The organism is Cereibacter sp. Soil_C_27 (assembly GCF_057657095.1).
In genome coordinates, this window is record NZ_JBDGJD010000001.1 from 1,141,961 (window position 1) to 1,157,950 (window position 15,990).

General features: G+C 67.2%; 14 protein-coding genes. 7 read left to right on the forward strand and 7 right to left on the reverse strand.

What is annotated here, in order from left to right:
- Nucleotides 1–48: 48 nt before the first annotated feature.
- Nucleotides 49–1,071 (reverse strand): aldo/keto reductase, encoded by a 1,023-nt coding sequence (locus tag AC3A5Z_RS05640; RefSeq protein WP_487518379.1) that lies wholly within the window; start codon nucleotides 1,069–1,071, stop codon nucleotides 49–51.
- Between the two features lie 113 nt (nucleotides 1,072–1,184).
- Here AC3A5Z_RS05640 and AC3A5Z_RS05645 point away from each other — a divergent pair, with 113 nt between their 5' ends.
- A complete protein-coding gene (locus AC3A5Z_RS05645) occupies nucleotides 1,185–1,724 on the forward strand; it encodes an RbsD/FucU family protein (RefSeq protein WP_487518380.1) in 540 nt (179 codons plus the stop codon).
- 81 nt (nucleotides 1,725–1,805) lie between these two features.
- On the opposite strand, the gene AC3A5Z_RS05650 is transcribed toward AC3A5Z_RS05645, so the two are convergent.
- The 5 genes from AC3A5Z_RS05650 to AC3A5Z_RS05670 form a co-directional block, all read right to left on the reverse strand.
- Nucleotides 1,806–2,249, reverse strand: a complete 444-nt coding sequence (locus tag AC3A5Z_RS05650) for a GAF domain-containing protein (protein ID WP_487518381.1) — start codon at nucleotides 2,247–2,249, stop codon at nucleotides 1,806–1,808.
- A gap of 1 nt (nucleotide 2,250) precedes the next feature.
- The gene (locus tag AC3A5Z_RS05655) at nucleotides 2,251–3,309 is read right to left on the reverse strand and encodes an ABC transporter ATP-binding protein (protein WP_487518382.1); all 1,059 of its coding nucleotides are present in this window, start codon (nucleotides 3,307–3,309) and stop codon (nucleotides 2,251–2,253) included.
- The gene (locus tag AC3A5Z_RS05660) at nucleotides 3,309–4,100 is read right to left on the reverse strand and encodes an ABC transporter permease (RefSeq protein ID WP_487518383.1); all 792 of its coding nucleotides are present in this window, start codon (nucleotides 4,098–4,100) and stop codon (nucleotides 3,309–3,311) included. The genes AC3A5Z_RS05655 and AC3A5Z_RS05660 overlap by 1 nt, the downstream gene beginning before the upstream one ends.
- The gene (locus tag AC3A5Z_RS05665) at nucleotides 4,097–4,975 is read right to left on the reverse strand and encodes an ABC transporter permease (RefSeq protein ID WP_487518384.1); all 879 of its coding nucleotides are present in this window, start codon (nucleotides 4,973–4,975) and stop codon (nucleotides 4,097–4,099) included. The genes AC3A5Z_RS05660 and AC3A5Z_RS05665 overlap by 4 nt, the downstream gene beginning before the upstream one ends.
- A 68-nt stretch (nucleotides 4,976–5,043) precedes the next feature.
- Nucleotides 5,044–6,147, reverse strand: a complete 1,104-nt coding sequence (locus AC3A5Z_RS05670) for an ABC transporter substrate-binding protein (protein WP_487518385.1) — start codon at nucleotides 6,145–6,147, stop codon at nucleotides 5,044–5,046.
- Between the two features lie 415 nt (nucleotides 6,148–6,562).
- Between AC3A5Z_RS05670 and AC3A5Z_RS05675 the strand changes: the two genes are divergently transcribed.
- The 4 genes from AC3A5Z_RS05675 (at nucleotide 6,563) to AC3A5Z_RS05690 (ending at nucleotide 10,175) form a co-directional block, all read left to right on the forward strand.
- Nucleotides 6,563–7,585 carry an AI-2E family transporter gene (locus AC3A5Z_RS05675; protein ID WP_487518386.1) on the forward strand — a complete coding sequence of 341 codons (1,023 nt, stop codon included), beginning with the start codon at nucleotides 6,563–6,565 and terminating at the stop codon, nucleotides 7,583–7,585.
- Between the two features lie 213 nt (nucleotides 7,586–7,798).
- The gene (locus AC3A5Z_RS05680) at nucleotides 7,799–8,368 is read left to right on the forward strand and encodes a class I SAM-dependent methyltransferase (RefSeq protein ID WP_487518387.1); all 570 of its coding nucleotides are present in this window, start codon (nucleotides 7,799–7,801) and stop codon (nucleotides 8,366–8,368) included.
- 80 nt (nucleotides 8,369–8,448) lie between these two features.
- A complete protein-coding gene (locus AC3A5Z_RS05685) occupies nucleotides 8,449–9,366 on the forward strand; it encodes a diacylglycerol/lipid kinase family protein (protein ID WP_487518388.1) in 918 nt (305 codons plus the stop codon).
- Complete coding sequence (locus AC3A5Z_RS05690; RefSeq protein WP_487518389.1) at nucleotides 9,363–10,175, forward strand: metallophosphoesterase family protein; 813 nt, start codon at nucleotides 9,363–9,365, stop codon at nucleotides 10,173–10,175. Before AC3A5Z_RS05685 ends, AC3A5Z_RS05690 begins: the two co-directional genes overlap by 4 nt.
- On the opposite strand, the gene AC3A5Z_RS05695 is transcribed toward AC3A5Z_RS05690, so the two are convergent.
- Nucleotides 10,134–12,437 (reverse strand): putative bifunctional diguanylate cyclase/phosphodiesterase, encoded by a 2,304-nt coding sequence (locus tag AC3A5Z_RS05695; protein ID WP_487518390.1) that lies wholly within the window; start codon nucleotides 12,435–12,437, stop codon nucleotides 10,134–10,136. The two genes, AC3A5Z_RS05690 and AC3A5Z_RS05695, sit on opposite strands and share 42 nt — an antisense overlap.
- Nucleotides 12,438–12,996: 559 nt before the next feature.
- Between AC3A5Z_RS05695 and AC3A5Z_RS05700 the strand changes: the two genes are divergently transcribed.
- Nucleotides 12,997–13,632 (forward strand): hypothetical protein, encoded by a 636-nt coding sequence (locus tag AC3A5Z_RS05700; RefSeq protein ID WP_487518391.1) that lies wholly within the window; start codon nucleotides 12,997–12,999, stop codon nucleotides 13,630–13,632.
- Nucleotides 13,629–15,986, forward strand: coding sequence for a UDP-forming cellulose synthase catalytic subunit (gene bcsA / locus AC3A5Z_RS05705; RefSeq protein WP_487518392.1), 2,358 nt, complete (start codon nucleotides 13,629–13,631; stop codon nucleotides 15,984–15,986). The genes AC3A5Z_RS05700 and bcsA overlap by 4 nt, the downstream gene beginning before the upstream one ends.
- Nucleotides 15,987–15,990: the final 4 nt, after the last annotated feature.

A 15,990-nucleotide genomic window follows, 5' to 3' on the forward strand; every position in this document is an offset into this window, starting at 1 on the left:
GGGAATTGGTAATATGGTAATATGCCAGTTGTCACCTTCCCGCAATCTTCAGGCGAGGCGCTCGTGCAGGAGACCGGCGGCCTCGAGATCGGACCAGAGACCGGCAGGCATCTCCGCCTCGGCGGCGATCAGGTTGCCCTTCATCTCGGTCACGCTCTGCACCCCGGGGATCACCGAGAGCACGGCGGGATGGCGCAGCGGGAACTGGAAGGCGGCCTCGAACATCCGCACGCCATAGCGATCGCAGATCGTGTGGATCTGCGCCACCCGGTCGAGGATCGGCTGCGGCGCGGCGCTGTAGTTGAAGGGCGCGCCCGGCTTGGCGCCGGTGGCGAGGATGCCCGAATTGTAGGGCGCGCCGATCACCACGCCGATGCCGCGCTCCTGCGCCAGCGGCAGGAAACGCTCGCCCGCGGTCTGGTCGAGCAGCGTGTAGCGCCCCGCCAGCAGGAAGAGATCGACATCGCCGCGCTCGGCCAGCCAGAGACAGGGTTCGACCTCGTTCACCCCGGCGCCGAAGGCACGGATCGCGCCTTGGTCCCGCAGCGCGAGAAGCGCGCGGTAGCCGCCGGCAAGGAAGGCGTGAAGCCGCTCCTGCAGCGCCGCCTCGGAGCCATGGGCGCGGCTGTCGAGGTCATGGGCATAGAGGATGTCGATCCGGTCGAGCCCGAGCCGCTGCAGCGAGGCCTCGAAGCTGCGCATCACCCCGTCATAGCTGTAGTCGAAGACCGTGTGTTCCGTCGCGTCATCGACGAAGGGGCCTTCCTTCTGCCGCGTGCCGCGGGGCAGGGGCTCAAGCAGGCGGCCGACCTTGGTCGAGACGAGGAAGCTGTCGCGGGGTCTCGTCTGCAGGAAGGCGCCGAGGCGGCGTTCGGAAAGCCCGTGGCCGTAGAGCGGCGCCGTGTCGAAATGGCGCAGGCCGCCGGCCCAGGCTTCGGCCAGCACCGAGGCGGCCTCGCCGTCGGAGATGGCGCGGTAGAGATTGCCGATCGGTGCGCCGCCGAAACCGAGCTCGGTGAAGCCGAGGCGGGCGCCGCCGGGGCGGTCGAGATGTCGCTGGGTGAGTGGCATGGCATCCTCCGTCTTTTCCGCAGTCTAGGGAGCTTTTCCCCGGGTTGCACCCGGTACGCGGTCGCAAGGTCGTCACGGGCAAGGATCTTGAGAAAGATCCTTGCAAAATCCTTGTGAAGGATTTTGCCCGCGCCCTGCCGGATCTGGTGCGCCGGGCGGATCTGGTGCATGTCTCGATGCATCAATTCGGGGAGGACAGGATGCTCAAAGGTCTCGATCCGCGGCTCAATGCCGAGGTGCTCTATGCGCTGCGTGCCATGGGGCATGGCGATGTGCTGGTGATTGCCGACACCAACTTTCCGGCGGATGCCATCGCGCGGCAGACCGCCTTCGGCGAGCTATTGCGGATGGACAACCTGACCGCCGCCGAGGCGGTGGAAGCTGTGCTCTCGGTGCTGCCGCTCGACACTTTCGTCGAGGATTTCGCCGGGCGGATGGAAGTCGTCGGCGCGGCCGAGGAGCGGCCGGCGGTGCAGATCGAGGTGCAGGCGAAGATCGACGCCGCCGAGGGGCGGGCGCGGGAGATGGTCTCCGTCGAGCGCTTCGCCTTCTACGAGCAGGCGAAGGCGGCCTATGCGGTGATCCAGACCGGGGAGCGGCGGTTCTACGGCTGCTTCCTGCTGCGCAAGGGGGTCATTCCGCCTGAGGAGTGAAGGATGCGCCGGGGGCTTCTGGCAGAGCCTCCGGCGGGGATATTTGGGCGAAGATGAAGCCGCGGTTCCGGTTCGGGCGGCTCAGGCCAGCGGGATGGCGGCGATGGCGCGCAGCAGGGCGGGGGTGGCTTCATCCACCAGCGCCTCGTAGGCGGCGGCTTTCTCGGAGGTGAAGTGGTTGGCGTCGGAGAGCAGGTTCACCGTGCCGACCACCGCGCCATCGCCGCGCTTGATCGGGATGTTCATCGCCGAATGGCAGCCGAGCGCGTTGATCAGCTCGTGATCCGGGAAATAGGGTGCGAAGGCGGCGGTGGTGTTGGCGACGAAGCTCTTGCCCTCGCCGATCACCAGCCGGCTCCAGTCGTCCTCGACCATCGGCTTGGTGCCGGAGGTCGGGTAGTCGATCGGATGTGAGGTATAGGCGCGGCGGAACAGATGCGCCTCGGGGTCGTGGACGGTGACGGTGAAGAGCTTGGTGCCCAAAGCCGCGGCGGCGGCGTGCAGATCGGCGAAGGCGTCGGCCATGTCAGTACTCCAATACGATCACGTCGCGGGCGGAGAAGCTGACTTCGGCAGCGTCGCCGACCTGCGGCGGCGGAGTGTCCGCCCGGTTGAAGGTATCGAGAGCCACCTTGGTTCCGGCGGCCTCCACCTCGATGCGGATCACCGAGCCGTGGAAGTTCACCGCACGGATCACCGCGGGCAGCGTCACCTCGCGGCCGATGGCGCGGCCGAGATGCAGCGCCTCGGGACGAAAGGCGAGACCGATACGGTCGCCCTTGGCGGGCTCGACCGCCGCTGGAAGCTGCACCGGGGTGCCGCCGACCGAGACCCGGCCCGCCGCCGCATCGGTCACGTCGGCGCTGAAGGTGTTCAGCGTGCCGACGAAATTGGCGACGAACTTGGTGGTGGGCTTGTTGTAGATGTCGAAGGGGGTGCCGACCTGTTCGGCGATGCCGCCGTTCATCACCACGATGCGGTCCGACATCGACAGCGCCTCTTCCTGATCGTGGGTCACGAAGATGGTGGTGATGCCGAGCCGCTGCTGGATCTCGCGGATCTGGCTGCGCAGGCTGACGCGGATCTTGGCGTCGAGCGCCGAGAGCGGCTCGTCGAGCAGGAGCACGCGCGGGCGCACGGCGAGGGCGCGGGCGAGGGCCACGCGCTGCTGCTGGCCGCCCGACATCTGGAACGGATAGCGGTCGCCCAGATCGTGCAGGCCGATCAGCGAGAGCATTTCCTTCACCCGGTCGGCGATCTCGGCCTTGCCGACACCCGCGACCTTGAGCCCGAAGGCCACGTTCTGCGAGACGGTCAGGTTGGGAAACAGCGCATAGGCCTGGAACACCATGCCGATCTTGCGGGGATTGGGGCCGAGCCGGACCACGTCCTTGCCCTCGATGTGGATCGCGCCGCTGTCGGGGGTCTCGAAGCCGGCGACCATGCGCAGCACCGTGGTCTTGCCGCAGCCCGAGGGGCCGAGCAGCGAGACGAACTCGCCCTTCTCGACGCTGAGGTTGAAGTCCTTCACCACGCGCAGCGGGCCGAAGGATTTCTCCAGATGGGATATTTCGAGAAAGGACATCAGCGCGGCGCTTTCGTATAGGTGGTGAAGCGGTTGGCGAGCTGGATCAGCCCCATGCAGCCCCAGGTGATGACGAAGGTGATGACCGACAGCGCGAAGGGCTCGTAGGGCTTGTTGGCGCCGATGCGCTGCAGGTAGGGGCCGAAGGCGGGGCGGTCGAGCAGGGCCGCGAGGGTGAACTCGCCGATGACGATGGCAAAGGTCAGGAAGGCGCCCGACAGCACCGCGACCAGCACGTTGGGCAGGATGATCCGGCCGAGGATGGTCGTCCAGCCCGCGCCGAGGCTCTGGGCGGCCTCGGTCAGGGTGGCGACGTCGATCGTGCGCAGGCCGGTGTCGACGGCGCGATACATGTAGGGCAGGGCGAGGGTGGTATAGCCCGCGGCCAGGAGGAAGTTGGTGCCCATGACGGTGCCGGTCAGCGGCAGCCAGCTCGAGGTGTTGTAGAGCCGGATGTAGCCGAAGACGATGACGATGGCCGGGATCACCAGCGGCAGGAGGGTGATGAACTCGACATAGGGCCGGGCGGCGGGCAGGCGCAGCCGGACCCAGAAGGCGGTGGGCAGCACGAGGAAGACGCCGAGGGCGATGGTCACCAGCGCCATGCTGACCGAATAGAGGAAGGTCTGCTGGAATTCGGGATCGGCGATCACCTTGGCATAGGCGTCGAGCGAATAGACCCCGCGCCGGGCGCGCAGCGAGAATTCGGTGAGGCCGATCAGCGGCAGGGCGAAGTAGCCCAGACCGAAGAGCAGGGCAAACCAGCCGGTGAGACGGGTCCAGAGGCTCATTTCAGCCACCTTTCCGACCGCGCGCGCAGCCAGATGTAGAGGACATTGGCGGCGGCGGTGACCACGATCATGCCGAAGGCCATGGCATAGCCCAGATGCGGATTGCCCAGCACGTCGCCGCGGATCTGCGCATAGAGCTGGATCGGCACGATGTTGAGCGCCGAGCCGGTGAGGGCGATGGCGGTGGCGACCGCGCCGAAGGCATTGGCGAAGAGCAGTGCCAGCGTGCCCAGAAGCGAGGGGAAGAGGATCGGGAAGGCGACCATGCGCCAGTACTGGAAGCCGCTGGCCCCGAGGATCGACGCCGCCTCGCGCCACTCGCGCTTCAGCCCTTCCAGCGCCGGGGCGATGATCAGGATCATCAGCGGGATCTGGAAGAAGAGATAGGTGATGGTCAGGCCCCAGAAGGACAGGAGGTTGAAGCCGAGATCGCGGCTCAGCACGATGCCGAACTCGGTCCGCAGCCACAGCGTCACCAGACCGGCGGGGCCGAGCGTGGCGAGAAAGGCGAAGGCCAAAGGCACGCCCGCGAAGTTGGACGCGACGCCGGAGAAGGTGAGGAGCGGCGCGCGGATCCATTTCGGCACCGCGCCGAAGGTCACGGCGGCCGCCATGCCGAAGCCGATGAGGCAGCCGAGCACCGCCGAGGTGAAGCTGACCTTGATCGAGATCCAGTAGGAGGAGGGGATCGTGCCGGTATTCAGATCGCGGATGTTCTGCAGCGTGAAGCTGCCGTCACGGGTCTGGAAGGCGCCGATGACGATATGCATCGTCGGCAGGATCAGGAACAGCAGCGAAAACAGCAGGAAAGGCAGCAGCCCGAGCCAGTTCATCGGCAGGCGCCATCGTTTCCGGCCGGGCAGGGGCTCTGGCATGGGGGCGGTCCTTGGGGAAAAGACAGCCGCCCCGGCACGGGACCGGGGCGGCGGACAGGCTTGGCGCGTTACTGGACGTTGGCGCCGACGACCTGATCCCAGCCGGCAGTGACGGCGGCCTTGTTGGCGTCGACCTCTTCCAGCGTCGGGAAATAGGCAGCCTCGTAGGAGGCGGCCGGCGGCAGGGCGTCGATCAGCTCCTGCGGAACCTTGCCGTCCTTGACCATGGCGTTGAAGCGGGCCGGGTGGCAGTAGCCCTTCAGCCAGAGGTTCTGGCCCTCGTCGCTGTAGATGTACTCCATCCAGAGCTTCGCGGCGTTCGGATGCGGCGCATAGGCCGAGATGCCCTGCACGTAGACGCCGGCGAGCACGCCCGATTTCGGCACGACGATCTCGACCGGCGGGTTGCCGGCCAGTTCGTCACGCGCGGCGAGGGCGTTGTAGTCCCACATCACGGTGATCGGGGTGGCGCCCTGAGCCAGCGTGCCGGCCTTGCCGATGACCGGCACGAAGTTTCCTGCGGTGTTCATCTCGCCGAAGTATTCGAGCCCGGCCTTGCCGGCTTCTTCGCCCGCCGCGGCACCCTTGCTGAGACCGGCGGCCAGCACCGACAGGATCGCCTGGTTCGAGGCGCGCGGGTCGCCCGCGAGCGCCACCTGACCGGCATATTCCGGCTTCAGGAGGTCAGCCCAGTCGGTCGGCGCGGTTTCGACCAGATCCTTGTTCACGATGAAGGACATGACGCCGTAGTAGTCGCCATACCAGTAGCCGTCGGCGTCCTTGATGTTCTCGGGGATCTCGTCCCAGGTCGAGACCTTGTAGGGCTGCAGCAGGCCTTCGGCCTTCATCGCCGGGCCGTAGGCTAGGCCCACGTCCACGACGTCGGGCGCCTGCGGGCCGGTGTTGCCCTTGTTGGCCTTCACGGCCTCCACCTCGTCTGCCGAGCCCGCATCGGGGTTCAGCTCGTTCACGGTGATCTCGGGGTATTTCGCCTTGAAGCCGGCGATGACCTCGCCGTAGCCGCACCAGCTGTGCGGCAGGGCGATGGTGGTCAGCATGCCTTCGGCCTTCGCGGCGGCCACCAGCTCGTCCATGCTCTGCGCCGAAGCCGCGACGCCGCTCAGCATCGACAGGATGCTGACCGATGCGACCAGTCCGTATTTCACACTCATGATAGTCTCCCGATTGGATAACAGAGGATGCCGTTCTCTCCGCGCCGATCGCCCTGACCTGCCGTGGCGGCATTTGTAACAATCAGGTAACGGGGCGACGCGGATTCTTGCAAGCTGTCTAGTTGGCTCAGGTAACAATTTTTTCACAGAAAAGCGCGTTTGTAACGAAAGCGTCCTTCGGGCTGGGCGCCTGAAATGCCAGAGAAAATTGACGAGGCATGCGGTTCGGGCTGCGGCGAGCGCGCAGAAACGAAAGGAAAGCGCGCAAGGGGTTCCGGGGAGCCGTGAAAGGTGCGGCGATTCCGTCGATTTGGGGCTGGTCGGGAGGGGCGTCGGCCTCCTCGGCTTGGCTCTGAACCCGCCCGGAACCCTCCGCCTACCGGGCGCGTTGGCCCCGGCAGATGACGGAGAGAAGATGACCCGGCGCCAGACCTCCCTTTTCGTGCTGGGCTTTACGCTCACCCTGCTGACGCTCGTCGCCGCCGACGTGCTGCTGGTGATCTTTGCCGGGCTGCTGTTCGCGGTGTTCCTGAGCGGGGGCGGCGATCTTCTGGCGCGGCTCACCGGGCTTTCGCGCGGGTGGAGCATCGGGCTCTTCATCCTGATCCTGCTCTTCGCCTTCGGCGGCGCCTTCGTGGCCTTCGCCCCGGCGGCGATGCAGCAGTTCGACGAGCTGGCCTCGCAGCTGCCCAAGTCCTTCCGCGACCTGCACGACCGGATCTCCGCCATTGCGGGGGGCGAGCTGCTGCTGAGCCGGCTCACGCCGTCGCGGCTGTTCTCGGGCGGGGCGGGGGGCGTGGCGACGGCAGTCACCTCGACCTTCGGGGCGCTGGGCAATGCGGTCATCATCCTGTTCATCGGCCTCTACGGGGCGCTCGATCCCGGGCTCTACCGGCGCGGGCTGAGGGCGATGCTGGCGCCTTCGCTGCGGGCGCGGGGCGAGCAGGTGATGGATGACGTGGGGCGCACCCTCGCAAGCTGGCTCGGGGCGCAGCTGATCTCGATGACGGTGGTTGGCCTTCTGACATGGCTCGGGCTTTGGCTGCTGGGCATCCCGCTGGCCTTCATCCTCGGGGTGATCGCGGCGCTGCTGGCCTTCATCCCCAACATCGGCCCGGTGATCGCCGCAGCCCCCGCGCTGCTGCTGGCGATGCCTGACGGGATGCATGCCGTGGGAATGGTGGTCGCGGTCTATCTGCTGGTGCAGACGCTGGAGAGCTATCTCATCACGCCGATGATCCAGCAGGAGCGCGTGTCGCTGCCGCCGGCGCTGATCATCTCGGCGCAGCTGCTGTTCGGGGTGCTGTTCGGGTTGATGGGTCTGGCGCTGGCGACACCGCTCGCGGCCCTGTTCATGACGCTGTTCCGCGAGCTCTATGTGCATGACTATCTCGAGGCGGAACCGGTGGCAGCGGGTGGTGTGACACTTCGGCCATAGGGCGCGGAAAAATCTTTCAAGGGGCGGGAACAGGAAGCCCTTGTTGAGGTTTGTCAGGTCCATCGCACAGGATCTGGAAATATGCATACCGGTCAGGCCTCGACCCGACTTCCCCTGCCATATCTCGACAGCCTGCTCCGCGATGGGGCGGTGCCGCGCGCGGCCGTGCTGCCATGGCGCCTCTTTTCTAACTCGACCCCCCTGGAGACCCTCATGACCCTGATGACGTCTGAAGACATGCATGGCCAGCCTGTTGCCAGCCCGGATCTGTTCTTCCGCAGCGACGCGCGTCGCGCCCGCGATGCGCAGACACTCGCCTTCCTGCCGCGTCAGCATTACGGGTCGGTTCTGGAACTGGGCTGCGGCAAGGGCGGGCTGGCGCGCTATCTCGCGCTGCGCTCGGACGATTATGTGGGGATCGATGCCGATCCGGCGGCAATCGGCACGGCCGAGTTGCTGGCCCTGCGGGGCATGAGCCAGACCTTCCTGCACGGCAGCATCGCCCAGATGCCGGAGGGGGCCTTCGATCTGGTCGTGGTCTCCGACTGTCTGGCCGCGATGACCCCCGAGGAGATCGCCGCCTTCGCCGCGCGGATCGAGAAGGTGGCACCCGACGCCGATGTGGTCTGCGTGAGCGACATCCCCCGGGGCGAGGATCTTGCCGGCAGCCGGGCGCCCGCGCGTCTGGCGCAGGAACTGGGCTGGCCGCTGACGGCAAGCCATGTGGGGCGCGGCTTCCGCATCGACGTCTTCGCGGGGGGCGAGGGGCTGCAGGCCGACTGACCGGCGACGGAACAGCCAGCGGCCCGGCCCGTTAAGCCGGGCCGGTGCCACTGTGGGTCCGGCGACCGAGGGGCCAGTCGATGAGACAATCCGAAATCTGTGTGGTGATGAACGCCGGGTCCGGCAAGGGCGAGGATGCCGAGCGCGTCCGCGAAGTCTTCAAGACGCTGGATGTGCCGGTGACGCTGATGCTCGTCACTGACGGTTCCCGGATCACCGCCACTGCCAAGAAGGCCATCGACGAGGGCTATCCCACGATCGTCGCGGCCGGCGGAGACGGCACGATCTGCGCCGTGGCCGCGGCGCTGCGCGACAGCGGGCGCACCATGGGGATCCTGCCGCTCGGCACCTTCAACTACTTCGCCCGTTCCCTGGATCTGCCGGAGGAGCTGGAGGCGGCGGTCGGCGTGGTCTGCGCCGCCCATACCGCGCAGGTGCGTGTCGCCACGATCAATGACCGCGTCTTCCTGAACAATGCGAGCCTCGGCATCTATCCCGCGATCCTCGAGACGCGGGAGGACATCTACGAGCGCTGGGGCCGCAGCCGCACCGCCGCCTACTGGTCGGTGCTGAAGACGCTGGCCCGGATGGGCCGGCCGATGAAGCTGCGGATCAGCGCCGACGGGCAGGAGCGGATGGTGCGCACGCCCTTGGCCTTCGTGGTGAACAACGCCTATCAGCTCGAGCAGATCGGGCTCGAAGGCGCGGACCGGATCGCGGCGGGTGAGCTCGTGGTCTTCATCGCCCACAACTCCACCCGCCTCGGCATGGTGCGGCACGCGCTGGCGCTGGCGGTGGGGCAGGCGGCGGAGTCGCGCAACTTCGAGATGATGAGCGGCAGGAGCGTAGGTATCGAGATCGTCACCCGCCGCCGCAAGCCGCACCAGGTGGCGCGGGACGGCGAGCGCGAGCGCATCGCCTCGCCCTACAAGCTCGAGGTGCTGCAGGACGGGCTGACCGTCACCGTGCCGGAGGGCTGGGACGCCACGGTGCGATGAGAACGCTTGTCCATCTTTCCGACCTGCATTTCGGACGCGACCGCCCCGAGCTGCTGCGCCCGCTCCTGGAGGCGGTGAACGCGGCGAAGCCCGATCTGGTGGCGATCTCGGGCGATCTGACCCAGCGCGCCACCGATGAGCAGTTCCGCGCCGCTGCCGCCTTCATCGAGGCGCTGGCCGCGCCGGTGCTTTGCGTGCCGGGCAACCATGACGTGCCGCTGCACAATCTCGTGCTGCGGGTGGTGATGCCGTGGCGGCGCTACAAGCGCTGGATCGGCCGCGATCTGGAGCCGCATTACAGCGACGAGGAGATGATCGTCGTCGGCGCCAATACGGTGAACCCTCTGGCCTGGCAGCAGGGCTGGTTCCGCTCACGCTCGCTGGAGCGGGTGAAGCGCGCCTTCGACAGCGCCGCGGACGGGAAGGGCAGCCAGACCCGGATCGTCGTGGCGCATCACCCGATGGAACATGCCCCGGGCGAGCGCAAGGAGCTGATGCGCGGCGCCGAGCGGGCGGTGGATTATCTGTCGGGCTGCGCCGCCGATGTGATCCTGACCGGCCATCTGCACACCTGGCGGGCAGAGCCCTTCGCCGAGGTGGCGGGCCGCGAGGTGGTGCTGCAGATCCATGCGGGCACCGGGCTTTCGACGCGGATGCGGGGAGAGGTGAACGACTTCAACCTGCTGCGCATCTCGGGCGACCGGATCGACGTGCTGCGCTATGCGGTCTCGGACGAGGCGCTGACCTACGAGGTCAGCGAGCAACGCTCATTTCTGGGCGGCGGCGGCCGTTGGAAGCTGCAGGCGTGAGCCGAGCGAGGTGATCGCCACCGGGTTCGGTTTGCCGAAGTAGTAGCCCTGAAACACCCGGCAGCCCTTGTCGTAGAGCCATGCCAGCTGCGCTTCGGTCTCCACCCCCTCGGCCACGATCTTCACCCCGAGCCCGCGGGCCAGCCCGATGATGCCCTCGAGGATCGTCTTGTTCGAGCGCTGGTCCATCAGATCGACGACGAAGCTGCGGTCGATCTTGATGACGTCCACCGGCAGGTCGCGCAGGTAGCTGAGCGAGGAGAAGCCGGTGCCGAAATCGTCGAGCGCGAGGGTGAGACCCATGTCGCGCAGGATCATCATGGTGGCGCGGGCGGCGCTGAGGTTGGATAGAAGCGTGCCTTCGGTGACTTCCAGCTCCAGCAGCCGCGGGTTGGCGCCGGTCTCGCTCAGGGTGCGCTGCACGAGGGCGGCGAAATCGGCGGAGAGGAAATGCGCCGAGCTGATGTTCACCGAGAGCCGCAGGTTGCGCGAATTGCGGTCGGTGGCCCGGCGGCGCAGCTCCATGCAGGCCTCGCGCAGCACCCAGACGTCCATCTCCTGTGTGAAGCCGGTCTCCTCGGCGAAGGGCACGAAGTCACTGGCGCCGATCAGGCCGCGTTCGGGATGCTGCCAGCGGATCAGCGCCTCGTGGCCGATCACCGTCAGCGCATCGCCGGACTTGCGGATCTTGGGCTCGTAATAGAGCCGGAACTCGTCGCGCCGCAGACCGTCGCGCAGATCCTGCGCCAATGCCATGCGGGCGGCGAGCTGCTGCTCCATCCCCGGCTCGAAGGTGGTGATCCGGTTGCCGCCAGCGGCCTTGGCTGACATCACCGCCAGATCGACGCTCTTCATCAGCCCGGCGCTGGTGTCGCCCGCCGCGATCGGGGTGAGACCGATGCTCACCGTCACGTCCACGGCGACCCCGCCCAGATCGTAGGGCTCGCGCAGACCGTTCAGGATCGCCTCGGCGCGGATGCGGGCGACGGTGGTGGCGGCCTCGGCATCGGGCTGCAGCTCGCCGAAGATCAGCACGAACTCGTCCGACGACATCCGCCCGAGGTCGCTGCTCGGCGGGCTGAGCCGCATGAGGCGCTCGGACACGCCCTGCAGCAGCATGTCGCCCTGATAATGGCCGTGGTTGCCGTTCACCGAGCGCATGCCGTCGACGTCGATGTAGAGCAGCGCCAGAAAGCCGCCCTCGCGGTCGCAGAGCGCCAGACCGTCGCGCAGCACCTCGATGATGCCGCGGCGGTTGTAGAGGCCGGTCAGCGGATCGAAGAAGGCCAGCTGATGCGCCTCGGCCAGCGCGGTGCGCAGCGCGGTGTCCGCCGAGACCTGCCCGGTGACATCGCTGAACGTGCAGACGACGTTGATGAGCGTGCCGTCCACCACGACCGGGGCCGCGTTCACCGACAGGATGCGCCGGTCGCCCTCGGTGTCGATCAGCGTCAGCCGCTGGTCGCGCAGCGCACGGCCGCTGCGCAGCACGGTGGCGACGGGATAATCCTCGGGCAGAAGCGGGCGACCCTCGAGCGTGGCCGAGCCGAAGATCGGGTTGTCGTGCATCTGCCCGACCAGCGCCGCGCGCGGCAGGCCGGTGATCGCCTCGGCCTCGTCATTGGCGAAGACGAGGCAGCCCGCGCGGTCGAAGGTGAAGATCGCCGAGGTGCTGGTCTGCAGGATGGAGTCGAGCAGCGCCCGGTCCTCGCAGAGCGACTGCGCGGCCTCCTCGGCACGGCGCTCGCTTTCGCGGCGGGTCAGGACGGAGAGGATGATCTCGGTCAGGGATTGCAGGAGGGCCACGTCGCCGTCGGAGAGCGTGGCCTGATCGCCGACAAAGGAGAGAAGGAGCAGGCCGAAGAGCCCGCCGTCCACCACCATCGGCAGGGCGACAAGGCCGGTCACCTGTTGCGCAAGAAGGCTCGCCCGCAGCGGTTCGGCATCGGGCAGGGCGCGGGTCTTGGTGACGATCAACGGCTTGCGGGCCACAAGCGAGGGGAGCCAGCTGTCGAAGAGGCTCGCGCGCTGGGCCTCGCGCAGGACGGCGGTGGCGGGCGTGCCGGGGCGCGACCAGTGATGCGTGCGCGTCAGATGGTCGTTGGCGCCGATGCGCAGCACATGCACCCGGTCGGCTCCGCAGGCGGTGCCCATGCGGGCGACGGCCTCGGCAATGGCCGGGTCCACGGCATCGCTCGCGGCATGGGCGAGGGTGGTGACGATCTCGACGACATCGGCGGGGGTGAGGCGCGCTTCGGTCAAGGCTGCACCCGAGAGGCGGCCTGAGCCGTGGGAGAGGGGACCTGCCAATCTGTCGGCTGTCATCTGATTGGCTTCTTCGCGCTGCGAGCCAGCGGGATTGTCGCGTTGGTCGGCGCCAAGCGTAGTCCAGTGGCAGATTTCATGTCAAACCGAATACGTGGTCACACAACACAATGACAGGCCGCTGACAGGCTCCCGCGCGAGGCCTCCGAGCCGGATGAAATGGCAGACGGGAACATCGAAAAACCGCCTCTCAGCGTAGCATGAATAGTTGGGCGCGTCGCTAACCGTATCTTAACGTTAATCCTTGTCGAGAGCAGTTACACGCTAAGCGCGAAAAATTGTCACGGAGATTCACTCTCAGCGGCGGGATTGCAACACTGGGGGCACTGCGGACAATCTTAACCTGATCAGAATTGATGAGGAGGGCCACCTGTGGGATAGGAACCTTTGCCGGGCCGTGTCGCGTGACCGCTCATTCGATGGGCCCCCCTTACGAATTGGACTGAGCATGCGGCAGGGTGATGAACGGCATAGTCCCGTCGGATTTTGCCTTAAAGTGGGTGCAATTTCGCTTCTGGGGCTGCTGGTCGCCTGTGCCAAGGTGAGCCTGCCCGGCGTTCCCTCGCTTGTCGAGCGCGAGAACGTCGCACAATACCGGCTGGTGCCGGACAACCGAGCCTGGATCAGCGCGCCGCAGGGCCTCCTGACGCTGGAGCGCGACCTGGGCGGCGAGAAGGAGCAGATCGTGGCCCTTCCCAACGAAACCGCAATGCGCGGCGACAACTCCATCCTCCTGCGGGCCCGCGTCGGCGACGGCGCCGACCGGCCGCGCTTCCAGCTGGCGGAGTTCCTCGAACGGGTAGGGGGCGCGCCGGAACCCTTCGGCGAGCTGAGTGACAGCGACCTTCGTTCGCGCGACGATGAGCTGGGCAGCTACTTCTGGACCGAAAAGCGGCTGGGGGCCGACACGATCTGCGTGCTGGCCCTGCGCCGCGCCACAATCGAGGGGCGGCCGCTGCCGCGCGGCACCAACGCGCTGGACATCATGCTGCGCAACTGCGTCTCGGGCACGGTGGAGGAGGCGCTGCAGCCGATCCTTGCCGAAAGCGTCGCCTTCTTCCCCGGCACCGCGGTGGGCGCAGGGCCCCGCGCCAGCCGATCTCTCTCCCCGCTCGCGGCGCCCATGCCATGAGCAAGGCAAGCGCAAAGAGCGGCGGCGTCATCGCGCCCTATCTGGTCCTGGCGCTGTGGATCATCCTGCTGGTGCCCTTTGCGGTACTGGCCAGCATCCCCACCTCGACGACCGCACAGGCCATGCTGGGCATCGCCACCGTCATCACGGTGGCGGTGCTCAAACCCTTTGCCGAGCATATCGTCGCGCGCTTCTTCCTCATCGCCAGCGCCAGCGTCGTGGTGCTGCGCTACTGGTCCTGGCGCCTGCTGGAAACGCTGCCGCCGGTCGGCTTCACGCCCTCCTTCATCATCGGCGCGATCCTCTTCGCGATCGAGACCTACTCGATCCTCGTCTTCTTCCTGAACGGCTTCCTGACCGCCGATCCGACCACGCGCCCCTTCCCGCCGAAGGTCGAGCCGGAGGATCTGCCACGCGTCGACATTCTGGTGCCCTCCTACAACGAGCCGACCGAGATGCTGTCGGTGACGCTGTCTGCGGCCAAGAACATGATCTACCCGGCCAAGCTGCGCACGGTGGTGCTCTGCGACGATGGCGGCACCGATCAGCGCTGCCAGTCGGACAATCTCGAACTGGCGCAGGCCGCGCAGGAGCGGAGGCGCGAGCTGCAGCAGCTCTGCCGCGATCTGGGCGTGACCTACTCGACCCGGGCGCGGAACGAGCATGCCAAGGCCGGCAACATGTCGGCGGCGATGGAGAAGCTCGACGGCGATCTGGTGGTGGTCTTCGACGCCGACCACGTGCCGAGCCGCGATTTCCTGGCCCGGACGGTGGGCTATTTCGTCGAGGACCCCAAGCTCTTCCTCGTCCAGACGCCGCACTTCTTCATCAACAAGGACCCGATCCAGCGGAACCTCAACCTCACCGAGGCCTGCCCGCCGGAAAACGAGATGTTCTACAGCTTCATCCACCGCGGGCTCGACCGCTGGGGCGGGGCGTTCTTCTGCGGCTCGGCTGCCGTCCTGCGCCGCAAGGCGCTCGACGCGGTGGGGGGCTTTGCCGGCGAGACGATCACCGAGGATGCCGAGACGGCGCTGGAGATCCACGCGAGCGGCTGGAAGAGCCTCTACATCAACCGCGCGATGATCGCCGGTCTGCAGCCGGAAACCTTCGCCTCGTTCATCCAGCAGCGCGGGCGCTGGGCGGCGGGGATGATGCAGATGCTGATGCTGAAGAACCCGCTGTTCCGCCGCGGGCTGCACATCACCCAGCGGCTCTGCTACATCAACTCGATGAGCTTCTGGCTCTTTCCCATCGTGCGCATGGTCTTCCTGCTGGCGCCGCTGGTCTATCTGTTCTTCGGCATCCAGATCTTCGTCTCGACCTTCCAGGAGGTCATGGCCTACATGCTGTGCTACCTGGCGGTCAGCTTCATGGTACAGAACGCGCTCTTTGCCCGACACCGCTGGCCGCTGATCTCCGAGATCTACGAGGTGGCGCAGGCGCCCTATCTGGCCAAGGCGGTGCTCGGCACGCTGATCAAGCCGCGCGGCGCCAAGTTCAACGTGACCGCCAAGGACGAGACGCTGTCGGAAGACTACATCTCGCCGATCTACAAGCCGCTTCTGGTGGTCTTCGGGCTGATGCTGGCCGGGGTGATCGCGCTGATCGTGCGCTGGATCGCCTTCCCCGGTGACCGTTCGGTGCTCGTGGTGGTCGGCGGCTGGGCGGTGTTCAACTTCCTGCTGATGTCGCTGTCGCTGCGCGCCGTCGCGGAAAAGCAGCAGCGCCGCGCCGCCCCGCGGGTGGTGATGCAGACGCCGGCAGAGGTGCGTTCGGCCTCGCTCGGCGATCTGCCGGTGCCGGCCACGGTAATCGACGCCTCTACCGGCGGTGCGCGGATCACGCTGCGTCTGCCGCCCTCGCCTGAGGGGCGCATCGCCATCGAACCCGGTGAGACGCTGCATTTCCAGCCGCGCTTCCCCGATGCGCCGCATCTGGAACGTCCGGTGCGCTCGCGCGTGCGCAGCGCGACGCGCGAAGGCTCCACCGTGACGGTGGGACTTCTGTTCGATGCCGACCAGTCGATCCAGGTGCGCGAGACGGTGGCCTATCTGATCTTCGGCGAAAGCGAGAACTGGCTGCGGGTGCGGCAGTCCTCCAGCCGCCGCAAGGGAATGCTGTCGGGCATGGCCTATGTGCTGTGGCTCAGCGTCGCCTCGATCCCGCTGACGCTGCGCGACTTCATGCGCGAGCCCGCCCGCCGCGCCAAGCGCGATCTGGAAGCGCCGCGCGGCAAGCCGGCACATCTTCTGGCCTTCGGCGGCGACTTCAGCAACGAGACCGATCCGGTCGAGCCGAAGATCGACGTCATGCGGCCAGCCGCCGCTTCCGGCTTGCGGGGCGCGCAATGAGGCG

What these genes read in the sequence shown, in the direction of transcription:
- AC3A5Z_RS05640 (WP_487518379.1), bottom strand. Translation starts at nt 1,071, where the DNA reads ATGCCACTCACCCAGCGACATCTCGACCGCCCCGGCGGCGCCCGCCTC.
- AC3A5Z_RS05650 (WP_487518381.1), bottom strand. Translation starts at nt 2,249, where the DNA reads ATGGCCGACGCCTTCGCCGATCTGCACGCCGCCGCCGCGGCTTTGGGC.
- AC3A5Z_RS05655 (WP_487518382.1), bottom strand. Translation starts at nt 3,309, where the DNA reads ATGTCCTTTCTCGAAATATCCCATCTGGAGAAATCCTTCGGCCCGCTG.
- AC3A5Z_RS05660 (WP_487518383.1), bottom strand. Translation starts at nt 4,100, where the DNA reads ATGAGCCTCTGGACCCGTCTCACCGGCTGGTTTGCCCTGCTCTTCGGT.
- AC3A5Z_RS05665 (WP_487518384.1), bottom strand. Translation starts at nt 4,975, where the DNA reads ATGCCAGAGCCCCTGCCCGGCCGGAAACGATGGCGCCTGCCGATGAAC.
- AC3A5Z_RS05670 (WP_487518385.1), bottom strand. Translation starts at nt 6,147, where the DNA reads ATGAGTGTGAAATACGGACTGGTCGCATCGGTCAGCATCCTGTCGATG.
- AC3A5Z_RS05675 (WP_487518386.1), top strand. Translation starts at nt 6,563, where the DNA reads ATGACCCGGCGCCAGACCTCCCTTTTCGTGCTGGGCTTTACGCTCACC.
- AC3A5Z_RS05680 (WP_487518387.1), top strand. Translation starts at nt 7,799, where the DNA reads ATGACCCTGATGACGTCTGAAGACATGCATGGCCAGCCTGTTGCCAGC.
- AC3A5Z_RS05685 (WP_487518388.1), top strand. Translation starts at nt 8,449, where the DNA reads ATGAGACAATCCGAAATCTGTGTGGTGATGAACGCCGGGTCCGGCAAG.
- AC3A5Z_RS05690 (WP_487518389.1), top strand. Translation starts at nt 9,363, where the DNA reads ATGAGAACGCTTGTCCATCTTTCCGACCTGCATTTCGGACGCGACCGC.
- bcsA (WP_487518392.1), top strand. Translation starts at nt 13,629, where the DNA reads ATGAGCAAGGCAAGCGCAAAGAGCGGCGGCGTCATCGCGCCCTATCTG.